We start from the raw sequence: 24260 nt of genomic DNA on the forward strand, positions 1-24260 counted from the left end.
ACGGAGCACTCATCCTATGAAACGACTATTTTATGCACTTTGCGTAATGGCAGCCGCAATCCCTTCTGCGTGGGCGATTACGGCAAAAGACATTCACACCTTCACCCTGGATAACGGCATGCAAATTATGGTGTTGGAAGATCATTCCATCCCCAATGCCAATATGTACCTGTTCTGGCGTGTAGGCTCTCGTAATGAATACCCGGGCATTACCGGACTGTCGCACTTTTTTGAACACATGATGTTCAACGGATCAAAAAATTACGGTCCGAAAATGTTCGACCGTACAATGGAAGCTGCCGGCGGCAGCAACAACGCCTACACGACAGAGAACTCTACGGTCTATACGGACTGGTTTCCGACCGAAGCACTGGAGACCATTTTCAAACTGGAAGCGGATCGCATTCAATACCTTGATATCGACCCTCAGGTGGTAGAAAGCGAGCGTGGCGTGGTCACCTCTGAGCGTTCCACCGGCTTGGAGAACAGTAATTTCCGCTTCTTGTGGCAAGAAGTTAAAGGGGCCGCGTTTCGCGCCCACCCTTACAGTTGGCCGGTCATCGGACACGCGTCTGATATTGCCAATTGGTCGCTGGAGGACTTGAAGCAATATCACAAGACATACTATGCACCCAACAATGCACTGGTTGTCATCGCCGGTGACGTCAAACTGGACAATGTGAAGGCGTTGGCGAAAAAGCATTTCGGACCGATCCCAGCACAGGCGCCGCCGCGGGAAGTGCACACCGTTGAACCTCAACAAATTGGTGAGCGCCGTGTGTATGCGCACAAACCATCCGTTTCTACGCCCAATCTGATGATGGCTTTTCACGTGCCACAAACCCAACATCAGGACTACTATGCACTGGCGATGCTGAGTGACATTCTGGCTACCGGCAACAGTTCCCGGCTGATGCGTGCGCTGGTGTTTGAGCAGCAGGTGGCGACCCAGGTTTTCACCTATTTCCCGATGTCAATCGACCCTAACCTGTTTTACCTGTATGCCGTGGCTGCGAATGGCGTTGACGTCAACACCCTGGAAAAAGCCATGATCAGTGAGCTGAACAACATTGCCAAAAACGGGGTCAGCGCACAGGAGCTGGAAAAGGTTAAAAACGCCCGGTTGGTGAGTTTCTACAACGACATGTCGACCATCAATGGCAAAGCCAACACCCTGGGTAACTATGCCTTTTATTTTGGCGACTACGCCGCATTGTTCGATGCCCCCAAACAGTATGAGAATGTGACCGTGGAGGACATCCAACGGGTAGCACGTACCTACCTGCGAAAAGCGAATCGTACGGTCGGCATTCTGGGTTCACAGGAGGATAGCCATGAAACGGATCTTTAAATCAGTGGGCCTGGTGGCCTTGCTTAGCTCCCTTTGTGGGCTTGCTAACGCCGCGTTTACCTTACCAGAACACCAAAAAGTTGTTCTCGACAACGGCCTGACCGTGATGTTGTTAGAGCAACACGAAGTACCGTTAATCAACGTCGCAGTGGTAGTGAAAGCGGGCGCCGTGCTGGATGACAAAGCAGGCCAATCGGCACTGACCGCGGATAGTCTGTTGCTGGGTACTCAATCACTGGACAAAGCAGCCTTTGAGCAGCAACTCGACTTTGTTGGCGCCAGCTATTCTGCCAGCGCCAACTTAGAGGCCAGCCAACTGGCGTCAACCTTTGCCAGCAAGGATGTTGACACCGTTCTGCCCCTGATAGCAGAGGCCGTCCTACAACCCGCATTTGACCAAAAAGCCTTTGCTGATCATAAAACCCGATACGTCGCAGGCCTTGTGCAAAAACAAGAAAGCCCACGGGCAATGATCAGGGATTACTTCAATGCACTGGTCTTTCAGGGCCACCCCTATAGCAACGTTCAGGGTGGGACACCACAGAGTTTGGAAGTATTGTCGCTGGAAGACGTGCGCACGTTCCACCAGCAGTGGTATACGCCAGATAACAGTGCGGTCATTGTGACCGGGGATTTCGACAGTAAAGCCATGCTCAAAGCGGTCAAAAAAGCCTTTGCTCAGTGGCAGGGCAAACACGCACAAAAGCCCGCTCTGCCAGCCCTTCCCAAAGCAGATAAATCCCGGGTATTGCTGGTCAATAAAGGCGACGCCCGCGAAAGCACCTTTATGATCGGTGGTCCGGGAATTGCCATCAACGACCCGGATTATGTGCCTGTGCTGGTGGTAAACACCGTCTTAGGTGGCCGGTTCACCAGTTGGCTAAATGACGAGCTTCGGGTGAATTCCGGATTAACCTATGGTGCGCGAAGCAGTTTTGACCGTATGGGCCAGGGCGGTAGTTTTGCCATGTCATCCTTTACCCAACAGGCAACCACAAAAGCGGCCATGGATTTGATGCTGAAAACCTATCAGCGTTTATGGGAACAAGGCATTGATGACGCATTGCTGGCATCCGCAAAGGCGTACGTGAAAGGACAGTTTCCACCGGATTATGAAACGGCGGCAGATTTGGCAGGATTGCTGGCAGACATGTTTGTTTACGGCGTTAATGAAGATTTTATCAACCGTTTCAACCAACGGGTCAATGCGTTGGACAGCGAAACCGTGGCTGCCGTCATCGAGCGACATTTCCCCCGTGAAAACCTGCAGTTTGTGGTGATCGGTCAATCAAGCGCAATCAAAGACATTGTGGCGGAATATGGCGAAGTGACACTGGCGGAAATACGAGAGCCTCTGGCACTTTAACCGTGTATTGACGAACAACAAAGCCACCATTCGGTGGCTTTTTTTGTAGGTCACCTGAGTCGTTATAACCGCTCACCGTATTCAAAATCGCAGGCCGGCAACCATGGATATGCCTCTACAGGCGCCAATGTCACCACCAGGACATCACTGATCTTATCCCTGATGGTTTGCCGCTGAATGTGCAGGTAGTCCGGCCATTCATCCCCTTGCGGCGTAAGCTCTATGTACGGAAAGGCTCTAAATGACCAACGTCCCCCCGCCACAACGGTGTTTTCGCGGAACAATTCAAATGCCCCATTGTTGCCCAACACGAGCTGAAAAGCCGACGGACAGTCTTTGCTTTGGTAGGTTTGCGCCAACTCTGCCTGTGTCTCAAAACGATGAATACGCCTTCCTTCAGGTACCAGGTAGACACCGAGGGTGTTTTTCTTGTACCAGTGATTACCGTTCATCAACGGCTGAACCGAGGGCACCGACCAGCCCAATGCAGCGATAAGATTCAGCAATTTGTCCACATCCCCCTGCTGCTCCAGCATCAAAGAGTACACCAGGGTGGAATCGCTGATGCGCTGGGGGAATGCATGGGTGTTGACGTCAACGTCGAAGCCGTTGTCTTGCAATAACTGAGTAACTTGTTGTGTCATTTCCGGACTCAGATAACGGGCGTTCAGCACCACAGTTGAGGAACTGCAGCCGCCCATCAGCAGAGCCAGACACAGGATTGACATACGCCACATTGGGAGTCCTTTTCTAATCATTTGCGTGAGATGAAGGGGCGAAGCAGTTGCTACGCTGCCGCCCTCGAATGATCAAGCCGTGGGGAAAGGCTCCCGTTTATTGCACCAGGATCAATTCACTCTCGTCCGAATGGTTGTCTAGCGCCGCTTTTTTACCGTCTTCGCTGAGTACAAAATCAAGTTGCACCAGCACCCCGTTGCGGGCCATACCATCGACGTCATATTGCCATTGTGAAACCGCTGTCAATGCCGCATTATCAAAGGTCTGGGCGGGATGACTGTCCAGCACAGACAGGTTTTGAACCCGCCCTGCACTGTCGAGGTCAAATTGCACCACAACATGACCTTCAAGCCCCTGTGCAGCTGCCTGCTCGGGATAAACAGGTTCCGCCCGAAAACGGGGATACACCTTGTCGTTGCCCGCATGAGAAAGTGATATTGAGCCCAACACCAGCATCAGCATGGTAAACACACTGGCGATAGCCACCGATGGTCGGCCATCACGTCGTTGATGGGCAGGGAGTAATGTCAGTCGCTGTTTCATTTGTTGATAAGCTCCGGTGTAGGTTGTTAGTAGAGGAGATTGAGGGTTCGTGTCGGCAGCAGACAACATAGCGTACCCATAGCGCGCCCGTTGTGCCGTTGTCGCGTTGCGTAAAACGGCCTGGTCACAGGCCATCTCCTGGGCACTACGAAACGCCCGATACCCCAGCCACATCAAAGGGTTAAACCAATACAGGCAACACAAAACGCACGCCAAACCGTTCCACAGCGGATCTCGACGTTGCCAATGTACCCATTCGTGCAACAACATCATGCGCTGCTGCTCAACGGAGTAACGCTGACAGAAATCGTCGGGCAATGATAATCGCGGGTGCAGCCAGCCAATCAGGCAGGGGCTCTTTTCATCGCTGTGAGTTATGCCTGGCAGCACCGATAGGATCGCACGATGTCGGCGCAATTTGCGCAGCAGTGCCTCACTGACCGGGCGCATGTGGCGATGATGGCGATAGACCATTACCGCTGCGGCACACACCATTGCCAGCGAACCAATTGCCCAGATTGCAACATAGAACAGCGCACTGTCCTGATGGACAAATGCCGTGATTGTTGGTTGAGACATGCCAGCCAGAACGGTAAACGACGCGGGCACCTCAACCTGCCACAGAGGCAGGGCACTGGACAGCATCGACACGGGCACCAATAGCCACAACCGATAAGCCCCGGATGCGCCCAACACGCTTAACCAATAGCGCTGACTGGCAAGCAATACCAGGATTGTCAGCGAAGCCGCTATACCCGCGTTCACCAGCACCTCAATCATTGTCCCGCTCCCAGTTTTCGATGAGCGTTTTAAGGGCTTCTACATCCTGAGCTTGTAAGGACTTTTGCTTTGCGAAGGCAGTAACGAATGGCGATAAGCGCCCACCGAAAAAGCGTTCAATGATGTGTTGGCTTTGCTGGCGCTGATAGGCTTCTTTGGCGAGGCTTGGCGAATAAAGGTAAGCGCGGGCGTCTTTCTGAAACGTCAAGGCGCCCTTTTTAACCAACCGCCCCAGTAAGGTTTTTACGGTCTTGTCATGCCAGTCTTTGTGTGCGGACAAACGGGCAATGATGGTCTTGGCATCAACCGGGTGGCCCGCCCAAATGGCACACATAACGTCATATTCAGCATCACTGATTTCCATTTTGCCCTCATTGATTACACTTGTAGTCAATTAAAGATTACACATGTAGTCAATTAGCGCAAGTGATTTATTTCACGATGCGAATGCCGGGCAACACGCCGCTAACGTGTCAATACAGCCTCTACCCATCGCTCAATACCAGCTGCAGCCTCTGAAATTGACCCCGCCAGCATGTAAGCAGGTGTCGTTACTACGTTATGCTGCTCATCAACGACAATGTCGTCAACCGCACAATCCATATGCACTGCCCCCATTGCTTGCAGAGCTGAGGCGGTTTCTGGATCATTACCGATGGTTAGCTGGATGCCCTCGCCATACACTTGACTCAATAGCGCGGGAGCAATACACGCATACCCTGCTGGCTTGCCAGTGGCAGCAAAGGCTTTCAAAGGATTAACAACACTGTCAGGCACCCGGCAGTCTTGCCCCGCAACGGCAAAATCACATAAATTCTTCGCCATCCCAAATCCGCCCGGAACCAGCAGCGCGTCAAATTCAGCCGGGTCAAAGGCCGCCAGTGGCTGTATAGCTCCCCTGGCAATGCGCGCTGCTTCGACCAGCACATTGCGTGTCGCACCGGCATCGACCTCCCCCGTCAGATGGTTTATCACATGCATTTGCTCAAGATCAGGTGCAAAACACTGGTATTTGGCCCCCATCTTTTCGACATTTAGCATAGTAAGTACTGACTCATGTATTTCCGCACCATCAAATACGCCACATCCACTGAGTAAAATTGCGACTGATTTCATAACACCTCCACATCCATTGCTGTCATTGGCTTATGCATAAACTGACCACTTTTCATGCAGTTTACATCTAAAAAATTGTGACTTTGTTCTTTTCTTCGCCACCTGTTGTGGTAGAGTTATCGACCCGCGACATGAAATACAAAATTTCTGCTCGGGCAATATCCACAAGGAAATAATAATAAAAATAACAGGGTCCGGTTTCCCCTTTATTTTTCAAACCTAGAATTTATAAGGCTTTCAGACACTTTGCGTAAATCCTTCGCAAGGTGGCGTTATGCTGTGGCCAAAGTTCTTCAACAGAGTTATCCACAGAGTGTTCATACGCTTAGCGTAGATGCCTTGGCTGTAATGTGGCATGCTTTACGCCACTTCACCAACACGCTTTTATGTCAATTATGAGTAAATTGCCCGACAACCCATTGATCCTGGTTGATGGTTCTTCATATCTGTTCAGAGCATTTCATGGAATGCCTGCACTTACTAACTCCAAAGGCCAGGATACTGGGGCGATCTATGGCGTAATCAACATGTTGCGCAGCCTCATCAACCAATTCCACCCCACTCATATGGCGGTGGTATTCGACGCTAAGGGCAAAACGTTTCGCGACGACATTTATCCTGAATACAAGGCTCATCGTCCTCCCATGCCTGATGAGTTGCGCAGCCAGATTGAGCCTCTGCACGCCATCATACGCGCCATGGGTCTGCCGATCATTGTAGAAACCGGTGTAGAAGCGGATGACGTTATTGGCACACTTGCCCGTCAGGCCTCAGAACAGGGGATCCCCACGCTAATCAGTACAGGGGATAAGGACATGGCGCAGTTGGTCAATGAACATGTCACCCTCATCAACACCATGACGAATCAAGTACTCGACCCTGAAGGCGTGGTCGAAAAGTTTGGCATCCCCCCGTCATTGGTGATCGATTTTCTGGCCCTGAAAGGTGACAAAGTAGATAACATACCCGGCGTCCCTGGGGTAGGTGACAAAAGCGCGCTTGGCATGCTGCAAGGGATTGGTGGCATTAATGCGATATATCAACACCTCGACGATATCGCCGGTCTTGATTTTCGTGGTGCCAAGAAAATGGCGGACAAGATGCGTGAATACGAGGAGCAAGCTCGTCTGTCGTACCAGCTTGCGACCATCAAGCTCGATGTAGCGCTGGATTATTCTCCTGACAGCCTGACACCCACAGCGCCTGACAATGAAGCACTCAAATCGCTGTTTGCCGAATACGAATTCAAGCGCTGGCTGACAGAGGTCTCCAACGGTAACTCATTAACCGCCCCAAAAGGTGCGAAAGCGCAACAAACTGATGATGATGAGCCAGCTTCTAAGACCGTCACTGCCCCGCCGGTGCTGAGTGACAACTATGTCACCATCCTGGACAAACAAACGTTCCAGACTTGGCTGCAAAAACTCAATAACGCTGTCCTGACGGCGCTGGATACAGAAACCACATCACTGGATTATATGCAGGCGGAACTGGTAGGACTGTCTTTTGCGACAGAAGCTGGAGAAGCAGCTTATGTACCGGTCGCCCATGACTACCCAGATGCGCCGGAACAACTGGAACGTGAATGGGTACTTGAGCAACTCAAACCATGGCTGGAAAATCCGCAAGCTAAAAAGGTGGGTCAGCACATCAAGTACGACAAAAATGTGCTGGCCAACTACGGCATTGATTTACAAGGTATCGCCTTTGACACCATGCTGGAGTCCTATGTTTTTAACAGTGTCGCCACGCGCCATGACATGGACAGCCTGTCGCTGACATACCTTGGGCATGCCAGCATCAAATTCGAAGACATTGCCGGCAAAGGCGCTAAACAACTGACCTTTAACCAGATACCATTGCAACAGGCAGCCCCGTATGCGGCTGAGGATGCCGACATTACGCTACGTCTGCATCAACATTTATGGCCGAAATTGCAGGCCGCTGACGATCTCTGCCAGGTATTAACCGACATCGAAGTGCCTCTGATCCCTGTGTTGGCCAACATGGAACAGACCGGCGTTCTGATCGACAGCCAGCGCCTGGCACAGCAAAGCCAGGATCTGGCCAACCGCATCATCAACCTTGAGAAACAGGTGCATGATTTGGCCGGTGAGCCTTTCAATCTCGGTTCAACCAAACAGTTGCAGGAAATACTGTTCAATAAGATGGGGTTACCGGTGATCAAGAAAACCCCCAAAGGCGCCCCCTCTACGTCAGAAGAAGTGTTGCAGGAGCTCGCTCTTGAGTATGAGTTGCCCAACATGCTGATGGAATACAGAGGCTTAACCAAGCTGAAAAATACTTACACGGATAAGCTGCCCAAAATGATCAATCCGCGTACCGGCAGAGTGCATACCTCTTATCACCAAGCCGTTGCAGCAACCGGTCGTTTGTCATCCACCGATCCTAACCTGCAGAACATCCCAATCCGCACCCCTGAAGGGCGAAAAGTACGCCAGGCATTCGTTCCACGCCCAGGCTATCGGATTGTCGCGGCCGATTACTCTCAAATTGAGCTACGCATCATGGCGCATTTATCGAAAGACGAAGGTCTGCTGAAGGCATTTGCCCAAGGTGAAGATATTCACAAAGCCACCGCCAGTGAAGTATTCGGCACCGCTGTGGATGAGATCACCACAGAACAGCGGCGCAGTGCAAAGGCCATTAACTTTGGCTTGATCTATGGCATGTCAGCGTTTGGTCTTGCCCGCCAACTGAATATTCCCAGACATGATGCTCAACACTACATGGATACGTATTTCGAGCGTTATCCAGGCGTTCTGCAATACATGGAAGATACGCGGGAACAAGCCAAACAAACCGGATACGTTTCTACCGTATTTGGGCGTCGCTTGTACTTACCGGACATCAAAGCCAGTAACGGTGCAAGACGCAAAGGGGCGGAACGGGCTGCTATCAATGCGCCGATGCAAGGGACGGCTGCTGACATCATTAAAAAGGCCATGATTGCGGTACACGGCTGGATGCAAACAGTTTCAGCTGACAACATCAGTCTGATCATGCAAGTTCACGATGAACTTGTTTTTGAAATAAAAGAACAGTTTATTGATGAGTATTGTTCGAAAATAACGTCCTTGATGGAAAACGCAGTATCCTTATCTGTACCGCTGCTAGTCGAAGCTGGTGTCGGAGATAACTGGGATGAAGCGCATTAAAAGAAGGACAAATCAGTACCAATAGAGCGGTAACCTTAGTACAGATATGTAATTAAATTTCAAAAAACCTTGCCTTTTGCAAGAAATTGGCTATTATTCGCTCTGTAGGGTACAGAGGTAAGATGTTAAATCTTTATAACCTTTGCTTTAACCCCGGCACTTGCCGGGGTTTTTTTATGCCTGAAAAAAGTTTACAAGCCTATGATTGGCTCTTACGGCACAAAAAAATAAAAAAAAGCGGGTCGTTGGGAACTAATGCTGGGAAGGGGCGTCTACCAATACAGTTATTGTGTGTTTTCTCTCAGTCCTGTAAGCCTCTCCTTTTGGAGAGGCTTTTTTTTACGTGCGGTTTAACGCCGTACGATGACGTTATAGATAAACCTACTGCGCTGCGGTTTGCGGCTGTTCCTTACTGTCCACGCCAAACCAGTTCAACAGGTGAGCTTCTACCTGAGGCTGTCCCACGCCGTTGAGTGATGAAAAGGGTAGAACGGTGACATCTCCACAAAATGCCAATGCTGCTTCCTGCGCCATCATGACTTGCGCCTTACGTTTACCTGACTTGAGTTTGTCGGCTTTGGTTAGCAGTGCCAACACGGGAATTTTAGCGTCAACAGCCCATTGGATAAGCTGTTGATCGAGATCTTTAAACGGATGGCGGATGTCCATCAGCACGACCAAGCCTTTGAGACTTTTCCTCGCCTGCAAATATTCGCCCAAGGCTCGTTGCCACTTTTCTTTCATCGCCAGCGGCACTTTGGCGTAACCGTAACCGGGCAAATCGATCAAACGACGACCAGGTTCAAGCTCAAACACATTGATCAATTGGGTTCGGCCAGGCGTTTTACTCGTGCGCGCGAGGTTTTTTTGCCGGGTGATGCGATTTAACGCACTTGATTTTCCAGCATTGGAGCGACCAGCAAATGCAACTTCCGTCCCCTCATCTCCGTCCAGATGACGAATATCGGGTGCGCTGGTTTGAAATTTTGCCTGTGTAAAGTAGGACACGGGAATTATCTTCCTGTAAATGACTCGGTGGATTGAGGGCAATTATACCATCGTGAACACGGTTTTTACGCTATTGTCTTGATTTAACCCTACTATTCTTCTGGAAAAGATTTTAACAACCGAAGAAATGTGTACAATATCCCACTCAAGAATGACCAGTACACACGACGTTTGGCGAGAACATATATGAAAACATTGGGCCTGATTTTTTGTTTGACTCTGGGTGTCGCCGGCCAAGCCTTAGCGCAAGGTGATGCACAAGCCGGTAAAGAAAAGTCTGCAACCTGTGCAGCCTGCCACGGTAACGATGGCAACAGCATGATTGACATGAATCCGAAAATAGCTGGCCAACATGCCGGTTATCTGGTCAAGCAGCTGAAAGAATTCAAACTGGCAGCGGAAACCGGCGGTGCTGAAGGCCGTAATAATGCGGTGATGAACGGTATGGCCGCGCCTCTGTCTGAGCAGGACATGCTTGACTTGGCAGCGTATTTTGCCAGTCAGGACATGAGTCAGGGATCAACTCCTGAAGACGTCATTGCTAAGGGTGAAGCACTCTATCGCGGTGGTGACGCAGATCGCGGGATTACTGCATGTATCGCATGCCATGGCCCGCGCGGAAACGGCATGGCACTAGCAGACTTTCCTGACATTAGCGGTCAACATCCGACTTACCTGAAAGCACAGCTGGAAGCATTTCGTTCCGGACAACGGGCAAATGACCTCAATGGCATGATGCGGGATATTGCCATGAAGCTGTCTGATGAAGACATTGAAATCCTGTCCAAATACTTGGGTGGCTTGCACTAAGCAACTCAGCGCAATATTTGAAAAGCGGTGTTATCACCGCTTTTTTTGTGCCTAAAACTGAAAGCCTCCAAAGGACTTACATTTTTTTGCCAAAAAGTGATTGTAAAAAAGTTGTAAAATATATTTTATCGTGTATTCTTTTGCGTCAAATAAAAACAACAAGGAAGCGCAAGCTTTCGCTTGCCACGGAAGAAAAAGGCGACCTCAAAAAATAACAATAGTTGCCTCATTCAAGCATCTTGGGAAAGATACATGGATGAAAAATAAAGTGTCAGGATGACCGAAAACAAAAAAGAGCTTCGTGAACAAAAATAATAAGTGAAGCACCGCGAAATGGAGAGCCCTGATTGTTCAGGACGAACCACAACGGGAGAAGTGTCAATCGGCACTTGGTTAAATGAAAGGTGATAGCTATGCTATCGCCTTTTTTCTTGTCTGAAATTCAGGAATATCCATGTTGTCTTGCCCTTTGTGCCTCGCTGCGCACTGTACCCCTTATCATCAGGACGCCCGCCGTCGGTATTTTCAGTGTCAGACCTGTGCATTGGTATTTGTCGATCCCCAGCAACGCCCTTCGTCAGATCAGGAGCGACAGGAATATAACCTGCATCAAAATCATGCTGATGATCCCGGGTATATCCGTTTTCTTGAGCGCGTTATTCACCCTATCGAGGCGCGATGCCCGTCCCCTGCAAGCGGTATTGATTTCGGGTGTGGGCCAGGACCTGTCCTGGCTACACAGCTTCGACAGCGTGGCTATGAGATGACCATCTACGATCCCTTTTATTTTCCAGACCGAACCCCACTGTCTCAAACCTATGATTTGATAACCTGTACCGAAGCCATTGAACACTTTCATCAACCGGCCAAAGAATGGCAAATGTTCACAGCGTTGCTCAACCCCGGAGGGTGGCTGGCGATCATGACCAAGCGCGTCATTGACCCGCAACGCTTCGCGACCTGGCATTACAAGAATGACCCCACCCATGTCAGCTTTTTCAGTGAACAAACGTTTCGCTGGCTGGCACTTAACCATCATATGCACTGTGAATTTTTTGGCCCGGATGTGGTGTTAATGCAGAACAAGAGCGAGAATTAAGCTAAAATGCGCACCCAATTGGAGGTAAGCATGGCAAGTCGCAAAAAATCCCGCAAAGTCGGTCGGATCGGAGTACCAAAGTCATCCCAGCCGCGTCCTATCAAGCCTGAAAGTGGCAGTAAACCGAAAAAGCACACGGGAAAACCAGCAGGTAGTCGTCATAGTGTGGCCCAGGCCCGCAATGAAAATCGCGCCAACGCTGACAAAAAAGATCCACGTATTGGCAGTAAAAAGCCGGTACCGCTGATCGTAGAAGACAAAAAGGAAGTACCAAAACCGAAGTATTTTTCTCCTGCTCAGGAACTTGAAGCGCTTGAAAACGACAAGCAACTGAATCGTTTGCTCGACAAGCTGGAGCAAGGTAAATCGTTGTCAGCAGAGCAACAGGCATGGGTCGATCAAAAGATGGCGCGTCACCGTACGCTGTGTGACCTGCTCGGTATTCAGGACGAACCTCAAACCGAAGATGCACCATCGGAAGACGATGTATTCGACCGGTTTGACAATGCCGATCTGAACAAATGGAAAGACCAATAGAGGACCGCAATGATTTCTGACACAACCGCCGTTTTCGCCGCTGGTATTGCCCTTTGCATTGTCCTGCCATTGGCGTTTTATGCCGGTAAACTGCTACACCAGTTGCGTGCACAAACAGTCCGCCAGAATGCCGTTAGAACAGCCCGTCTGGCGAACTTAACCGAGAGTATCCAAACCATCGCATTGGCCATGCAACAGCAACAGTGCAATCTGTCAGAAGGCGCGATTCGGTTGGTAAACCTGCTCGAAGCACTTCCTCTGGCAACACCGCCGAATTGTCAATCAGACTACCCTGCCCTGTATGCACTTTACCTGGAAGTCAGGGACCTACCCACCCATGACGCGAGAAAAGCATTGCCTCGCAATGAGCGACAAGCGCAGGACCGGGTAAGAGAAGAACACGAAGCCCGGCTGGAATCCGCAATACTGACGGAAATTCAGCCGCTGACACAACGGCAATGGTAGTAGCACATATTGTGTGACAACCAGCCCTGTTGCTAGTATAGAGTTACACACTACCTGCGCGGACGTTGTTCAAGCATGAGGTTCATCAAAGCAGCCATACTACTGCTACTGTCGGCAAGCTGTGACATTCTGGCGCAGGACGTGATTGTCTATACCGAACCTTCCCCCCCCTACCAATACACCCAGGATGGTGTCGTGGTTGGTCAGGCAACAGAGCACGTTGAACGCATTCTGGCGACCGCTGGTCTTAGTTACCGGATTGAAATGTACCCCTGGGCACGCGCCTATCGCAATGCCTTAGAGACCCCAAATGCGTTGATTTACGCCATCGCCAAAACGCCAGCCAGAGCACCTTTGTTTCACTGGATCGCACCTGTGGTCGATTACGAACTGGCGCTGGTCAGCTTATCCGATCGACGCGATCTAACTGCTGACGCTCTGGCTTCGCTGCACCGCTACCGATTTGCCACACAACGTGACGATATTGCTCAGCAGTGGCTTGAACAGCAGGGACTTAACGAAGACAAACATTTTCTTAGCTGTGCAGATATTCAATGCTCCTGGCAGCTATTACTCAATCGAAATGTGGATATGATCATCGATGACCCTGCGCTGATAAAGCCAGTGTTGGACGCGCTGGGCACTCATGAGACAGCCAAGATTGTAGCGCCCATCCCGGCACTGAAAATCACCGGCTATCTGGCGGCCAATCAGCACATGCCGCCGGGAAATATTAAACGGTTGCAACAAGCCATACAGCAACTCGCACTCAACGCTGAATCACAACATTAACTGCGCGCCAAAGCGCACACGTGTTCATAGCAATGACAGTCGGTGGTATGGTCATTTACCATACCTACTGCTTGCATAAAGGCATAACAAATGGTCGTGCCAACAAACGAAAACCCCTGTTTTTTCAATGCTTTTGCCATTGCATCGGACGCAGGTGTAGACACTGGAACCTGGTCCAGCCTGGACCATTGGTTCACCACTGTGCAGCCATCGACAAATGACCACAAATAGTCATTGAAACCTGTACCCTGTGCTTCAAGCGCAACGTATGCGCGGGCATTTTTTATCACTGATTGGATCTTGAGACGGTTTCTGACAATCGCCGGGTTTTGCATTTGCCGTTCGACAAAAGCCTCATCCAATGACACAAGCTGGTGGGGGTCGAAGTTGGCAAACGCCGCTTCATAGCCCTGTTGTTTCTTCAGGATCGTTAACCAACTGAGACCGGCCTGCTGCCCATCAAGACAAAGCTTGGCAAACAATTCTTTACTGTCAGTGACCGGCCGTCCCCAGACCTTGTCATGGTAGTCCAGGTAAATCGGATCCTGAGTCACCCAGCCACAGCGTTTTTTATCCACTTTTCCCCCCTAATCACCAACAAATTGATGATTTAACCTACATTCAGCTCCCGACAAAAGGTATACTGGCGAGCATTTTTTTGAAACCATCAGTTTAGCAGCGTGACATGCAGAAGTTTGACATAAAAACCTTTCAGGGCTTGATTCTGGCCTTACAGGATTACTGGGCACGCCAAGGGTGTGTGATTATCCAGCCATTGGACATGGAAGTGGGTGCAGGTACCTTTCATCCAATGACGTTTTTACGTTCTTTGGGACCTGAGCCTATCAGCAGCGCCTATGTACAGCCATGCCGCCGCCCGACTGACGGGCGCTATGGTGAAAACCCCAACCGCTTGCTGCACTACTACCAGTTCCAGGTTATGTTAAAGCCTTCGCCCGACAATATTCAGGAGCTATACCTTGGTTCACTGAAGGAACTGGGTTTTGATCCCCTTGTCCATGACATTCGCTTCGTCGAAGACAACTGGGAATCACCGACTCTCGGTGCCTGGGGACTGGGTTGGGAAGTATGGCTGAACGGCATGGAAGTGACCCAATTTACCTATTTCCAACAGGTCGGCGGTCTGGAATGTTCACCGGTAACCGGTGAAATTACATATGGCCTGGAACGATTGGCCATGTACATCCAGGGTGTAGACAGCATTTACGATCTGATCTGGACTGACGGTCCGATGGGTCGAGTCACGTATGGCGATGTGTTTCATCAGAATGAAGTTGAGCAATCGACTTATAACTTCGAACACGCCGATGTAGATGCGTTGTTTAAACAGTTTGATCAGTGTGAAGCCGACTGTCAGCGTTTACTCGACGCAGAGCTGGCGCTACCAGCCTACGAGCAGGTGATGAAGGCCTCCCATGCATTCAATATGCTGGATGCCCGCCATGCTATCTCCGTGACAGAGCGCCAACGCTACATTTTGCGCGTGCGCACCCTGGCCAAAGCCTGTGCCGAAAAGTACTACCAAGCCCGAGAAGCGCTTGGCTTCCCCATGTGTCAGAAGGAGCAGTAACGATGCAGACGGATAACCTGATTGTTGAACTCGGTACAGAAGAGTTACCCCCGAAAGCGCTGACACAACTGGGTAGCGCCTTTGCACAACAGCTCACCAGCGCACTGGACGCGGCAAACCTGTCTCATGGCGATGTCACCTGGTATGCAGCCCCACGCCGTCTTGCAGTGGCTGTAGCGCAACTGGCTGAGCAACAACCGGACAGCGTGGTCGAAAAGCGCGGCCCTGCAGTCACCGCTGCATATGACGCTGATGGAAAGCCAACCAAGGCTGCAGAAGGCTGGGCCCGTTCAAACGGCATTAGTGTTGAGCAGGCCGAGCGATTGAAAACAGACAAAGGTGAGTGGTTACTGCACAAAGCTGACATCAAAGGTCAATCACTGGATGTATTGCTGGCCGATTTGGTTGAGGGCGCGCTGAAAAAACTTCCGATCCCTAAGCCGATGCGCTGGGGCAGTAAGAGTACGCAATTTATTCGTCCGGTTCACAGCCTGACCATGTTGTATGGCGATCGCGTTGTCCCTGGCAGCGTACTTGGTCTGACGTCGGCAAGAACCGTATTCGGTCACCGTTTTCACGGTGACAAGCAATTTGAGCTCGACCATGCTGACAGCTATCTGAAGGCATTGGAAAGCCAGTACGTATTGGCTGATTTCGGCGCGCGGAAAGAAAAAATCCGCCAAGGATTGCTTAACGCAGCACAGCAGGAAGGCGCAACAGCGGACATCGACGAGAGCTTGCTTGAAGAAGTCACTGCGCTGGTCGAATGGCCTGTGATCCTGAAGGCGTCTTTCGATGAAGCGTTTCTGTCAGTTCCCAAAGAAGCGCTGATCTACACGATGAAGGATGATCAGAAGTATTTCCCGTTGCTCGATCAGAACGGCAATCTGCTGCCGCGTTTCCTGTTTGTTAGCAACATCGAAAGCCAGGACCCACAACAAGTGATCCACGGCAATGAGAAGGTTATTCGCCCCCGGCTTGCCGATGCGAAGTTCTTTTTCGACACCGATAAGAAGACCACCCTCGCATCCCGTGTGGCGTCACTGCAAACCGTTTTGTTCCAGAAGCAACTCGGCACGCTGGCCGACAAATCTGCTCGTATTGCCGCGTTGGCTGGCAAGATTGCCACGTCAATCAACGCCAATGCCGAAGATGCTAAGCGGGCCGGTGAACTGTGCAAGACCGATCTGATGACCAACATGGTAATGGAATTCCCCGATGTACAAGGGGTAATGGGCATGCATTACGCCCGCATTGATGGCGAAAACGAAGCCGTCGCTGTTGCGTTGAATGAGCAGTACATGCCTCGCTTCGCGGGTGATGAACTGCCTCGACAAGGTGTCAGTCAGGCGCTGGCATTGGCTGACAAGCTCGATACACTGGTGGGCATCTTCGGCATTGGCCAACTACCCAAAGGTGACAAGGACCCGTTTGCCTTGCGCCGAGCAGCCATTGGTGTACTGCGCATTATCGTTGAATGTAATCTGGATTTGGACCTGGTCAACCTGATTGCTGATAGCCAGGCATTGTTTGCTGACAAGCTGACCAACCCTGACACATCAGAACAGGTCGTAGACTTTATCCTGGGACGATTCCGTGCCTGGTATCAGGAACAAGGTGTCGAAATCGATGTCATACAAGCGGTGGCAGCAAGACGTCCAACCAAACCTGCTGACTATGCAGCACGTATCGCCGGGGTTACCCAGTTTAAGGCCCACCCTGAAGCGGAAGCGTTGGCTGCAGCCAATAAGCGGGTTGCCAACATTCTGGCCAAGAATGACGTCACCACCACCCAAAATGTAGATAACAGCCTGTTCGAAAGTGACGAAGAGCGGCGACTGGCCGATGCACTGCAACAAGTGGAGGCGGCCATCACCACCGCCCTGGCCAACGGCCAGTACGGTCAGGTGTTAACCCAACTGGCGTCTTTGCGAGCACCTGTCGACGGCTTCTTCGACAATGTGATGGTTATGGCAGAGGATGTGGCCGTGCGCAATAATCGATTGGCCCTGTTGGCTAAATTGCGCAGCTTGTTCTTACACACTGCTGATATTTCATTGTTAAATCAGGCGTCGGTGTAATTCCAAATCAAGAGGTAGAAACGTGGTAAGAATAGTTTCTTTTTTATCGTTGTTGGCACTGCTGGCCCTGACGGGTTGTGCCAGCCGCACGGGTTTTGAATTGCCCTCCGCAACCCCTGACTACAGTGAATTATACCTTCGCGGGGTATTTAATTGGTGGGAAGCTGACGACCAATATCGTGTGCAGGAATTGGGTACCGATCTGTACGGTGCGGAAGTTAAGCTGATTGCCGATGGGCAGCCTTACGACTTCAAATTTGCCGACAGTCATTGGACGCCAGGCTTAAGCTGCGGCAGCTATCGTGGCGATGATAGCGTCACCATTCAATTGCATCAGACCCTCAGTGCACGCTGTGACAACCCTCAGGGTAACTTTCAGTTCACCCCTGACCGCTCCGGTGTCTATCAATTCAGTATCGATTTCTCTGATCACGACAACCCACAGGTGTTTGTCCAGTATCTCAGAGAGAAGTGAATTTCAAACGGTAAAAAAGCCAGCGTTTAGCTGGCTTTTTTTACGCTACTCTGCCAGCACCACTTCGTTATGGTTGGCTCCCGCCGGTATCATCGGATAGCAGTTTTGGTCTTTTGTGACGCAACAATCCACAATCACGGGTCCATCGCAGGCTAACATTCGCTCAATCGCACCATCAAACTCATCCGCATTTGATATGCGTATTCCTGTCGCACCGTAGGACGCTGCCAGCGCAACAAAATCTGGCAGTGACTCAGCATAGGAAAAGGATCTCCGACCCTGATAGTGTCGGTCCTGCCACTGGCGGACCATTCCCATACGCTCATTATTAAGGATGAATATTTTCACCGGTAACTTATACTGAACCGCCGTTGCCAATTCCTGAATGTTCATTTGGATAGAAGCGTCACCAGCAATATCAATGACCAAATCATCAGGGTTGGCCCATTGGGCACCAATCGCTGCAGGTAAACCAAATCCCATGGTGCCCAAACCGCCAGACGTCACCCACCGTCTTGGATACCTGAAGCGGCAATACTGTGCAGCCCACATCTGATGCTGACCAACTTCCGTGCACACGATGGGATTCAGGTCCCCTACTCGCTGCCAAAGCCTGTCGATGGCTTCCTGAGGGGATAGTAGTCCACCACTGGATTGATAGGCCAGACATTCTTCATCCTGCCACTCACGTAATTGTTTAAACCAGGAATCCAGTGTCAGCATGCCCACCGCCCGTTCTCGCCACAACGATAACAATCCGGGCAACACGTCTGTAAGATCAGCGCACACAGGCACATCAGTGCGAACCAACTTATTGAGACAAGCCGGGTCGACATCGACATGCACTACCGTAGCTTGTGGCGCGAATCCGGCCAGGTTTCCTGTCAGCCTGTCATCGAAGCGCGCACCCAAATTGATCAACAGATCACATCCGTGCAACGCAAGGTTGGCTTCCAACGTTCCATGCATTCCAGCCATGCCCATATAACCTGGCATTTCCGGCGCTACTACACCTAGGCCCATCAATGTGGAAGTGCATGGAATACCACTGCAAGCCAACCATTGACGCAATGCATCGACGGCCACTGGTCCCGCAGCAGTCACACCGCCGCCGACCAATACCATGGGACGCTGCGCTTTTTCGCAAAGGGCAATGATTTTGTCGTAAACCGGCGTCAACTGTGTCTCATAAGGTCTACGCACGAACCAGGCGTTCAACGTGTCATAGGAAGTGGTCTGCCGGTATTCGGCGCCTTGTACATCTTTGCTGATATCCAGACTCACTGGACCAGGTCGCCCTTCCCGGGTAAGTGCAAGACTCTGTGCCAGGCGTTCAGGCAGCGTATCGAGCTGGGTAACCAAGCCATTGTATTTTGTTGCTGCTCTGTACAGTGACACCATGTTGGCTTCCTGGAAAGCCTGAGTACCTAATAGCGCACTGTTCACCTGCCCGCTGATACACAAGACCGGCGTTGAATCCATGAGCGCATCAACCATCCCCGTTAACGTGTTGGTTGCACCAGGCCCCGACGTGACGATGCAAACGCCGGTTTTCCCCGTAGCTCTCGCGTATCCCTGTGCCGCATGTACCGCAGCCTGTTCGTGTCGCACCAACACGTGTTGAATGGCACTTTGTCGGAATATCGCGTCGTAGAGCGGCAGTACCGCGCCGCCTGGATAGCCAAACACGGTATCCACACCAAGTGATGCCAATACCCGTAGCAACTCGTCAGCACCCGTTACAGGGCGTTCAGACAATGAATCATCTACGCACATCGTCAGGAAGCCTCCTTAAGCCTCTCCAATTGGGTATCTGCGAGTCTGCTGGCGGCACACCCCAACACGCCAACAGTCGCGCCTGCCTGGTCAACGAAGCGCGTCAGACAATCTTCAGGCAAGCATATGAGTAAATTTCCCACTAAATGATTCTGTTCACTTTCAATTGAACGCCAATGACAACTCAATGGTTGCTGATTGATCGCTGCTAACAAGTCCAACAATCGCTGAACCACATTGAGGTCAGAAACTGTGCTGAAGTCGACGGAATAGTAATTTGTATCCATTTGGCCATTCATTGACATAACCCTGGTTATTGTATATGAATAAAATACCAGCAATTTGACGCATTAACTCGACCATTTAATCACCTTTAAGCCTGAATTAATTAATATTAATTCGCCAAACACAAGAATAGAGAAATATATATGCTAGATAAGACAGACCGAGAAATTCTTCGTCTTCTGCAACAAGACGCGCGACAGAGCAGTAGCGATATCGCAAACAGTGTTGGCTTGTCTCAAGCACCTTGTTGGCGCCGTATTCAACGACTCGAAAAAGAAGGCTACATTCGTAAAACCGTAGCACTACTGGATCCGCAAAAAGTAGGATTGGGCACGATAGTGCTCGCCCATGTAAAGCTTTCAGCCCATGGACGTGCCAATCTTGATAAATTTGCAGACAGTATCCGCGACATCGAACAAGTACTCGAGTGCTATTGCCTGATGGGTGACCAGGACTTCTTTATGAAGGTTGCGGTTAAGGATGTCTACGATTACGAGCAGCTGTTTTTCCAGCGCATTTCTCAAATAGAAGGTGTTGCAGAGGTGAAGAGTACGATGGCGTTATCGAAGATAAAGGATACCACAGCCCTTCCCCTGACCGCACCACAGCACTAGTCAAAATCAAGTGATGGCTTTTGACTGTCACAAAGACAAAAGGCCATTCCAATCGGAACAGCCTTTGACAATGAACGTTTGCAGATTACAGATGAACCGAAACAGTCCGGCATCCGTTGATAGGTTAAACGTCTAGGTTAACCACCTGCAGTGCGTTGTCTTCAATGAAGGCCCGACGAGGCTCTACCTGGTCACCCATCAACGTAGTGAATAACTGATCGGCAGCGATGGCATCTTCGACCGTGACCTGTAGCATACGGCGTGAATTTGGATCCATGGTGGTTTCCCACAATTGCTCGGGGTTCATTTCACCCAGCCCTTTGTAGCGCTGAATGTATTGACCACGTTTGGATTCTGCCATCAGCCACTCCAGAGCCTCTACGAAGCTCTCTACTGGCTTCACCTTTTCACCACGTTTGATGTAGGCACCTTCTTCCATCATGTCTCTGATTGACTCACCCAGGGCTGAGAGGCGGCCATATTCGGTAGAATCAATGAAGTCATGATCCAGACGATACTCGTTATCAATGCCATGTTGACGCAAAATAATGGCGATGTACCAAGAGTTACGTTCTTTATCTTCTCTGATCTCAAAGCGATACGTCTTGCCATCTGACTCTGCTTCGGTCAACGCATCCACGAACGTGTTGGCAAATGATTCCAACGCTGACTTGTCGTTCAGAGCATCCACTGTCAGTGTCGGGCTGTAAATCAGATGATTAAGTAGAACCTTAGGCATTAAGCGACTGATACGATCAATCATTTTGACCGTGCTTTGATACTGGTTAACCAACGTCTCAAGGCCGCTACCGGAAATCCCGGGAGCATTGTCATTAACGTGCAGAGACGCACCATCCAACGCGATACTGGTTAAGTATTTTGTCAACGCATCATCGTCTTTCAGGTACTGCTCCTGCTTACCTTTCTTGACCTTGTACAAAGGTGGTTGGGCAATATAGATATAGCCTTTTTCGATGATTTCAGGCATCTGACGATAGAAGAATGTCAGCAACAAGGTACGAATGTGGGAACCATCAACGTCCGCATCGGTCATGATAATGATGCTGTGATAACGCAACTTTTCAGGATCATATTCATCACGGCCGATACCACATCCCAATGCAGTGATCAGCGTTGCAACTTCCTGTGAAGACAGCATTTTGTCAAATCGCGCTTTTTCTACGTTCAGAATTTTACCCTTCAAGGGCAAAATAGCCTGGTTCTTACGATTACGTCCCTGCTTAGCCGATCCGCCGGCTGAGTCACCCTCCACAATATACAGTTCTGATAGTGAAGGATCTTTTTCCTGACAGTCAGCCAACTTGCCTGGCAATCCAGCCAAATCCAATGCACCCTTTCTGCGTGTCATCTCACGGGCCTTACGGGCAGCTTCACGGGCGCGAGCTGCATCAATGATCTTACCTGCAATGATTTTGCTTTCAGTAGGATTCTCTAGCAGGAACTCCTGCAGCTTTTCACCCATTGTTGTTTCAACCGCAGGTTTCACTTCTGAAGAAACCAGCTTGTCTTTGGTCTGGGAAGAGAATTTAGGATCAGGGACCTTTACCGAAATAACCGCTGTTAACCCTTCTCGGGCATCATCACCGCTAGCATTGGTCTTGGCTTTCTTGTTAAGGCCTTCCGCTTCCATGTAGTTGTTCAGTGTACGGGTTAACGCACCACGGAACCCGGCAAGGTGTGTACCACCATCTCGTTGAGGAATGTTGTTGGTAAAACAGAAAATGTTTTCCTGGAATGAGTCATTCCACTGCATTGAAACTTCAACAGAGATACCGTCTTCACGCTCTGTTTGGAAATGAAAGACTTTCTGGTGGATCGGCGTTTTATTTTGATTAAGGTATTCAACAAACGCTTGGATACCACCTTCGTATTTGAAGTGGTCTTTTTTACCGTCACGTTCGTCGGTCAATACGATGGAGACGCCAGAGTTCAAGAAGCTCAATTCCCGTAAGCGTTTGGCCAGAATGTCGTAGTGAAATTCCACGTTTGAAAAGGTGTCTTCACTGGGCCAGAATCGGATGCTGGTACCCGTTGTTTCGGATTCGCCCACGGCTTCTAGTGGCGCAGAAGGGACACCATGCACATATTCTTGCTCATGAACTTTTCCATCTCGGCGAATACGCAAGCGTAACTTCTTCGACAACGCATTAACAACCGACACACCAACACCGTGCAAGCCGCCGGAAACCTTATAGGAGTTATCATCAAATTTACCACCTGCGTGGAGGACCGTCATAATAACTTCCGCGGCTGAAACACCCTCTTCTTCGTGAATAGAAGTAGGAATACCTCGTCCATCATCAGTAACCGAAACCGAGCCGTCGTTATGAATTTGAACATTTATCTCAGAACAATGACCTGCTAGCGCCTCATCAATTGAGTTATCGACAACCTCGAATACCATGTGATGCAAGCCGGTGCCATCATCGGTATCGCCAATATACATCCCTGGACGCTTACGTACTGCATCGAGGCCTTTTAGTACCTTAATACTGGACGAGTCGTAATTTTGTTCATCAGCCATTGGGGTCATTCTCCTCTTCCACGTGACCATGTTCCACGTGAAACAACTTATAATCGTTATACTTCTTTATGAATGGCACTTGCTGTTGCTCAATCGCAGTGACGAACACTTGCGCAGAACAGGCGAGTAACTCATCTACAAACACTTCGCGCTTACCAGCATCTAACTCCGCCCCAACATCATCCAGCAAAAAGACACAATCCTTTTGATGTTTACTGTTCAGGTACTGGGCTTGTGCCAGTTGCAACGCTGCGATGAGCATACGCATTTGACCTCGCGATAAACGCTCAGCAGCATCATGCCCATCCGCTTTAATTTTAAGGTCAGCTTTGTGCGGACCAACGCTAAGAAAACCAAAACGCTGATCCTTCTCAGCTTTTTGTTGTATTGATTCTTCCAGCGAAGCTTCTTTATCCCAGCCCCTATGATACGAAATTTCGACGCAAAACTCAGGTAGAAATTGCGATAGATTTTGCGATAGATAGGGCTGAATGGCGTTAAGAAACTGGATTCTATAGTCAGTTATTGTTTTGCCTGAAGATATCAGTTGTTCGGTCCAGTAGTTGTCTTGTTGCTGCCAACCTGAACCTTTACTTCCCGATTTCAACAATGCGTTTTTATGACTCAAGCAACGACGATAGTGACCACTTGCCATCGCGAAACCATGTTCCACGTGGAACACTCCCCAATCAAGGTGCTTTCTTCTTAACGAGGGAGAACCGATGATAATGTCGGAACTTTGCGGCGTAAAAATCTGCATCGGGATTTGACTTACCAGGGCCGCTACTCGGTGAGAGTGTTCTCCATCGATGTTAACGGTAATACTGTCATCATTCCCTCGGCTTACCCCCAATTTCCTGAGGCGGCCTTGACCGTCAAGCCCTTGCCCAAAAACGTGGAAGGCCTTCTTATCGTGTTGAATAACATTTCGATGCTTATTGGTGCGAAAAGACCGGCCAAAGCCGAGAAAATGTAATCCTTCCAACAATGACGATTTGCCGCTACCGTTCTGTCCAACCACCAAATTGACACTGGGCGATGGAGTAAGGCTGACCGACGTTAAATTGCGAAAATCCTGAAGCCGGACCAAATCCAGTTTCATAATGGAA

General features: G+C 50.1%; 21 protein-coding genes. 12 read left to right on the plus strand and 9 right to left on the minus strand.

Annotated elements, in window-relative coordinates; genetic code table 11:
* The first annotated feature begins 16 nt into the window (after positions 1-16).
* On the plus strand, positions 17-1351 hold the full coding sequence (locus tag LJ739_RS11650) for a M16 family metallopeptidase (RefSeq protein WP_407646779.1): 1335 nt from the start codon (positions 17-19) through the stop codon (positions 1349-1351).
* Positions 1335-2717 carry a M16 family metallopeptidase gene (locus tag LJ739_RS11655; protein WP_229160721.1) on the plus strand — a complete coding sequence of 461 codons (1383 nt, stop codon included), beginning with the start codon at positions 1335-1337 and terminating at the stop codon, positions 2715-2717. The genes LJ739_RS11650 and LJ739_RS11655 overlap by 17 nt, the downstream gene beginning before the upstream one ends.
* 62 nt (positions 2718-2779) lie before the next feature.
* On the opposite strand, the gene LJ739_RS11660 is transcribed toward LJ739_RS11655, so the two are convergent.
* The 4 genes from LJ739_RS11660 to elbB all read right to left on the minus strand — a co-directional run bounded on the left by LJ739_RS11660 (position 2780) and on the right by elbB (position 5894).
* The gene (locus tag LJ739_RS11660) at positions 2780-3454 is read right to left on the minus strand and encodes a hypothetical protein (RefSeq protein ID WP_229160722.1); all 675 of its coding nucleotides are present in this window, start codon (positions 3452-3454) and stop codon (positions 2780-2782) included.
* 97 nt (positions 3455-3551) lie between these two features.
* Positions 3552-4778 carry a TonB family protein gene (locus LJ739_RS11665; protein ID WP_229160723.1) on the minus strand — a complete coding sequence of 409 codons (1227 nt, stop codon included), beginning with the start codon at positions 4776-4778 and terminating at the stop codon, positions 3552-3554.
* On the minus strand, positions 4771-5142 hold the full coding sequence (locus LJ739_RS11670) for a BlaI/MecI/CopY family transcriptional regulator (RefSeq protein ID WP_229160724.1): 372 nt from the start codon (positions 5140-5142) through the stop codon (positions 4771-4773). Before LJ739_RS11670 ends, LJ739_RS11665 begins: the two co-directional genes overlap by 8 nt.
* A gap of 101 nt (positions 5143-5243) precedes the next feature.
* A complete protein-coding gene (gene elbB, locus LJ739_RS11675) occupies positions 5244-5894 on the minus strand; it encodes an isoprenoid biosynthesis glyoxalase ElbB (protein WP_229160725.1) in 651 nt (216 codons plus the stop codon).
* A 395-nt stretch (positions 5895-6289) separates the two neighbouring features.
* Between elbB and polA the strand changes: the two genes are divergently transcribed.
* Complete coding sequence (polA, locus tag LJ739_RS11680; RefSeq protein WP_229160726.1) at positions 6290-9073, plus strand: DNA polymerase I; 2784 nt, start codon at positions 6290-6292, stop codon at positions 9071-9073.
* 381 nt (positions 9074-9454) lie between these two features.
* Here the strand turns inward: polA and yihA are convergent, their stop codons facing one another.
* Positions 9455-10081, minus strand: coding sequence for a ribosome biogenesis GTP-binding protein YihA/YsxC (gene yihA / locus LJ739_RS11685; protein ID WP_229160727.1), 627 nt, complete (start codon positions 10079-10081; stop codon positions 9455-9457).
* Positions 10082-10267: 186 nt separating this feature from the next.
* Here yihA and LJ739_RS11690 point away from each other — a divergent pair, with 186 nt between their 5' ends.
* From LJ739_RS11690 to LJ739_RS11710, 5 genes are all read left to right on the plus strand, one after another.
* A complete protein-coding gene (locus tag LJ739_RS11690) occupies positions 10268-10891 on the plus strand; it encodes a c-type cytochrome (protein ID WP_229160728.1) in 624 nt (207 codons plus the stop codon).
* 454 nt (positions 10892-11345) lie between these two features.
* Positions 11346-11990, plus strand: coding sequence for a class I SAM-dependent methyltransferase (locus LJ739_RS11695; RefSeq protein WP_229160730.1), 645 nt, complete (start codon positions 11346-11348; stop codon positions 11988-11990).
* Positions 11991-12020: 30 nt separating this feature from the next.
* A complete protein-coding gene (gene yihI, locus LJ739_RS11700) occupies positions 12021-12527 on the plus strand; it encodes a Der GTPase-activating protein YihI (RefSeq protein ID WP_229160732.1) in 507 nt (168 codons plus the stop codon).
* Positions 12528-12536: 9 nt separating this feature from the next.
* Positions 12537-12992, plus strand: coding sequence for a DUF2489 domain-containing protein (locus LJ739_RS11705; RefSeq protein WP_229160734.1), 456 nt, complete (start codon positions 12537-12539; stop codon positions 12990-12992).
* Positions 12993-13067: 75 nt separating this feature from the next.
* Positions 13068-13784 carry a substrate-binding periplasmic protein gene (locus LJ739_RS11710; RefSeq protein WP_229160736.1) on the plus strand — a complete coding sequence of 239 codons (717 nt, stop codon included), beginning with the start codon at positions 13068-13070 and terminating at the stop codon, positions 13782-13784.
* Here the strand turns inward: LJ739_RS11710 and LJ739_RS11715 are convergent.
* The gene (locus tag LJ739_RS11715; RefSeq protein WP_229160738.1) at positions 13781-14362 is read right to left on the minus strand and encodes a DNA-3-methyladenine glycosylase I; all 582 of its coding nucleotides are present in this window, start codon (positions 14360-14362) and stop codon (positions 13781-13783) included. The two genes, LJ739_RS11710 and LJ739_RS11715, sit on opposite strands and share 4 nt — an antisense overlap.
* A 107-nt stretch (positions 14363-14469) precedes the next feature.
* Here LJ739_RS11715 and glyQ point away from each other — a divergent pair, with 107 nt between their 5' ends.
* From glyQ to LJ739_RS11730, 3 genes are read left to right on the plus strand one after another with little or no spacing between them, the layout of a single operon-like run.
* Positions 14470-15375, plus strand: coding sequence for a glycine--tRNA ligase subunit alpha (gene glyQ / locus LJ739_RS11720; protein WP_229160740.1), 906 nt, complete (start codon positions 14470-14472; stop codon positions 15373-15375).
* A gap of 2 nt (positions 15376-15377) precedes the next feature.
* Positions 15378-17456 (plus strand): glycine--tRNA ligase subunit beta, encoded by a 2079-nt coding sequence (glyS, locus tag LJ739_RS11725; RefSeq protein WP_229160741.1) that lies wholly within the window; start codon positions 15378-15380, stop codon positions 17454-17456.
* Positions 17457-17478: 22 nt separating this feature from the next.
* Positions 17479-17931 (plus strand): hypothetical protein, encoded by a 453-nt coding sequence (locus tag LJ739_RS11730; protein WP_229160742.1) that lies wholly within the window; start codon positions 17479-17481, stop codon positions 17929-17931.
* A gap of 45 nt (positions 17932-17976) precedes the next feature.
* Here the strand turns inward: LJ739_RS11730 and ilvB are convergent, their stop codons facing one another.
* Positions 17977-19707 carry a biosynthetic-type acetolactate synthase large subunit gene (gene ilvB, locus LJ739_RS11735; protein ID WP_229160743.1) on the minus strand — a complete coding sequence of 577 codons (1731 nt, stop codon included), beginning with the start codon at positions 19705-19707 and terminating at the stop codon, positions 17977-17979.
* 428 nt (positions 19708-20135) lie between these two features.
* Between ilvB and LJ739_RS11740 the strand changes: the two genes are divergently transcribed.
* The gene (locus LJ739_RS11740; RefSeq protein WP_229160744.1) at positions 20136-20606 is read left to right on the plus strand and encodes an Lrp/AsnC family transcriptional regulator; all 471 of its coding nucleotides are present in this window, start codon (positions 20136-20138) and stop codon (positions 20604-20606) included.
* 124 nt (positions 20607-20730) lie between these two features.
* Here LJ739_RS11740 and gyrB read toward each other — a convergent pair whose 3' ends face one another.
* Both gyrB and recF read right to left on the minus strand, forming a co-directional pair.
* A complete protein-coding gene (gyrB, locus tag LJ739_RS11745; RefSeq protein WP_229160745.1) occupies positions 20731-23151 on the minus strand; it encodes a DNA topoisomerase (ATP-hydrolyzing) subunit B in 2421 nt (806 codons plus the stop codon).
* On the minus strand, positions 23144-24253 hold the full coding sequence (recF, locus tag LJ739_RS11750; protein ID WP_229160746.1) for a DNA replication/repair protein RecF: 1110 nt from the start codon (positions 24251-24253) through the stop codon (positions 23144-23146). The genes gyrB and recF overlap by 8 nt, the downstream gene beginning before the upstream one ends.
* Positions 24254-24260: the final 7 nt, after the last annotated feature.

The sequence above is a fragment of the Fluctibacter halophilus genome (assembly GCF_020687825.1).
Taxonomy (GTDB): Bacteria; Pseudomonadota; Gammaproteobacteria; order Enterobacterales; family Alteromonadaceae; genus Fluctibacter; species Fluctibacter halophilus.

Coding starts and splice junctions, on each gene's coding strand:
- LJ739_RS11650 (WP_407646779.1), top strand. CDS start 17: ATGAAACGACTATTTTATGCACTTTGCGTAATGGCAGCCGCAATCCCT.
- LJ739_RS11655 (WP_229160721.1), top strand. CDS start 1,335: ATGAAACGGATCTTTAAATCAGTGGGCCTGGTGGCCTTGCTTAGCTCC.
- LJ739_RS11660 (WP_229160722.1), bottom strand. CDS start 3,454: ATGTGGCGTATGTCAATCCTGTGTCTGGCTCTGCTGATGGGCGGCTGC.
- LJ739_RS11665 (WP_229160723.1), bottom strand. CDS start 4,778: ATGATTGAGGTGCTGGTGAACGCGGGTATAGCGGCTTCGCTGACAATC.
- LJ739_RS11670 (WP_229160724.1), bottom strand. CDS start 5,142: ATGGAAATCAGTGATGCTGAATATGACGTTATGTGTGCCATTTGGGCG.
- elbB (WP_229160725.1), bottom strand. CDS start 5,894: ATGAAATCAGTCGCAATTTTACTCAGTGGATGTGGCGTATTTGATGGT.
- polA (WP_229160726.1), top strand. CDS start 6,290: ATGAGTAAATTGCCCGACAACCCATTGATCCTGGTTGATGGTTCTTCA.
- LJ739_RS11690 (WP_229160728.1), top strand. CDS start 10,268: ATGAAAACATTGGGCCTGATTTTTTGTTTGACTCTGGGTGTCGCCGGC.
- LJ739_RS11695 (WP_229160730.1), top strand. CDS start 11,346: ATGTTGTCTTGCCCTTTGTGCCTCGCTGCGCACTGTACCCCTTATCAT.
- yihI (WP_229160732.1), top strand. CDS start 12,021: ATGGCAAGTCGCAAAAAATCCCGCAAAGTCGGTCGGATCGGAGTACCA.
- LJ739_RS11705 (WP_229160734.1), top strand. CDS start 12,537: ATGATTTCTGACACAACCGCCGTTTTCGCCGCTGGTATTGCCCTTTGC.
- LJ739_RS11710 (WP_229160736.1), top strand. CDS start 13,068: ATGAGGTTCATCAAAGCAGCCATACTACTGCTACTGTCGGCAAGCTGT.
- glyQ (WP_229160740.1), top strand. CDS start 14,470: ATGCAGAAGTTTGACATAAAAACCTTTCAGGGCTTGATTCTGGCCTTA.
- glyS (WP_229160741.1), top strand. CDS start 15,378: ATGCAGACGGATAACCTGATTGTTGAACTCGGTACAGAAGAGTTACCC.
- ilvB (WP_229160743.1), bottom strand. CDS start 19,707: ATGTGCGTAGATGATTCATTGTCTGAACGCCCTGTAACGGGTGCTGAC.
- LJ739_RS11740 (WP_229160744.1), top strand. CDS start 20,136: ATGCTAGATAAGACAGACCGAGAAATTCTTCGTCTTCTGCAACAAGAC.
- gyrB (WP_229160745.1), bottom strand. CDS start 23,151: ATGGCTGATGAACAAAATTACGACTCGTCCAGTATTAAGGTACTAAAA.
- recF (WP_229160746.1), bottom strand. CDS start 24,253: ATGAAACTGGATTTGGTCCGGCTTCAGGATTTTCGCAATTTAACGTCG.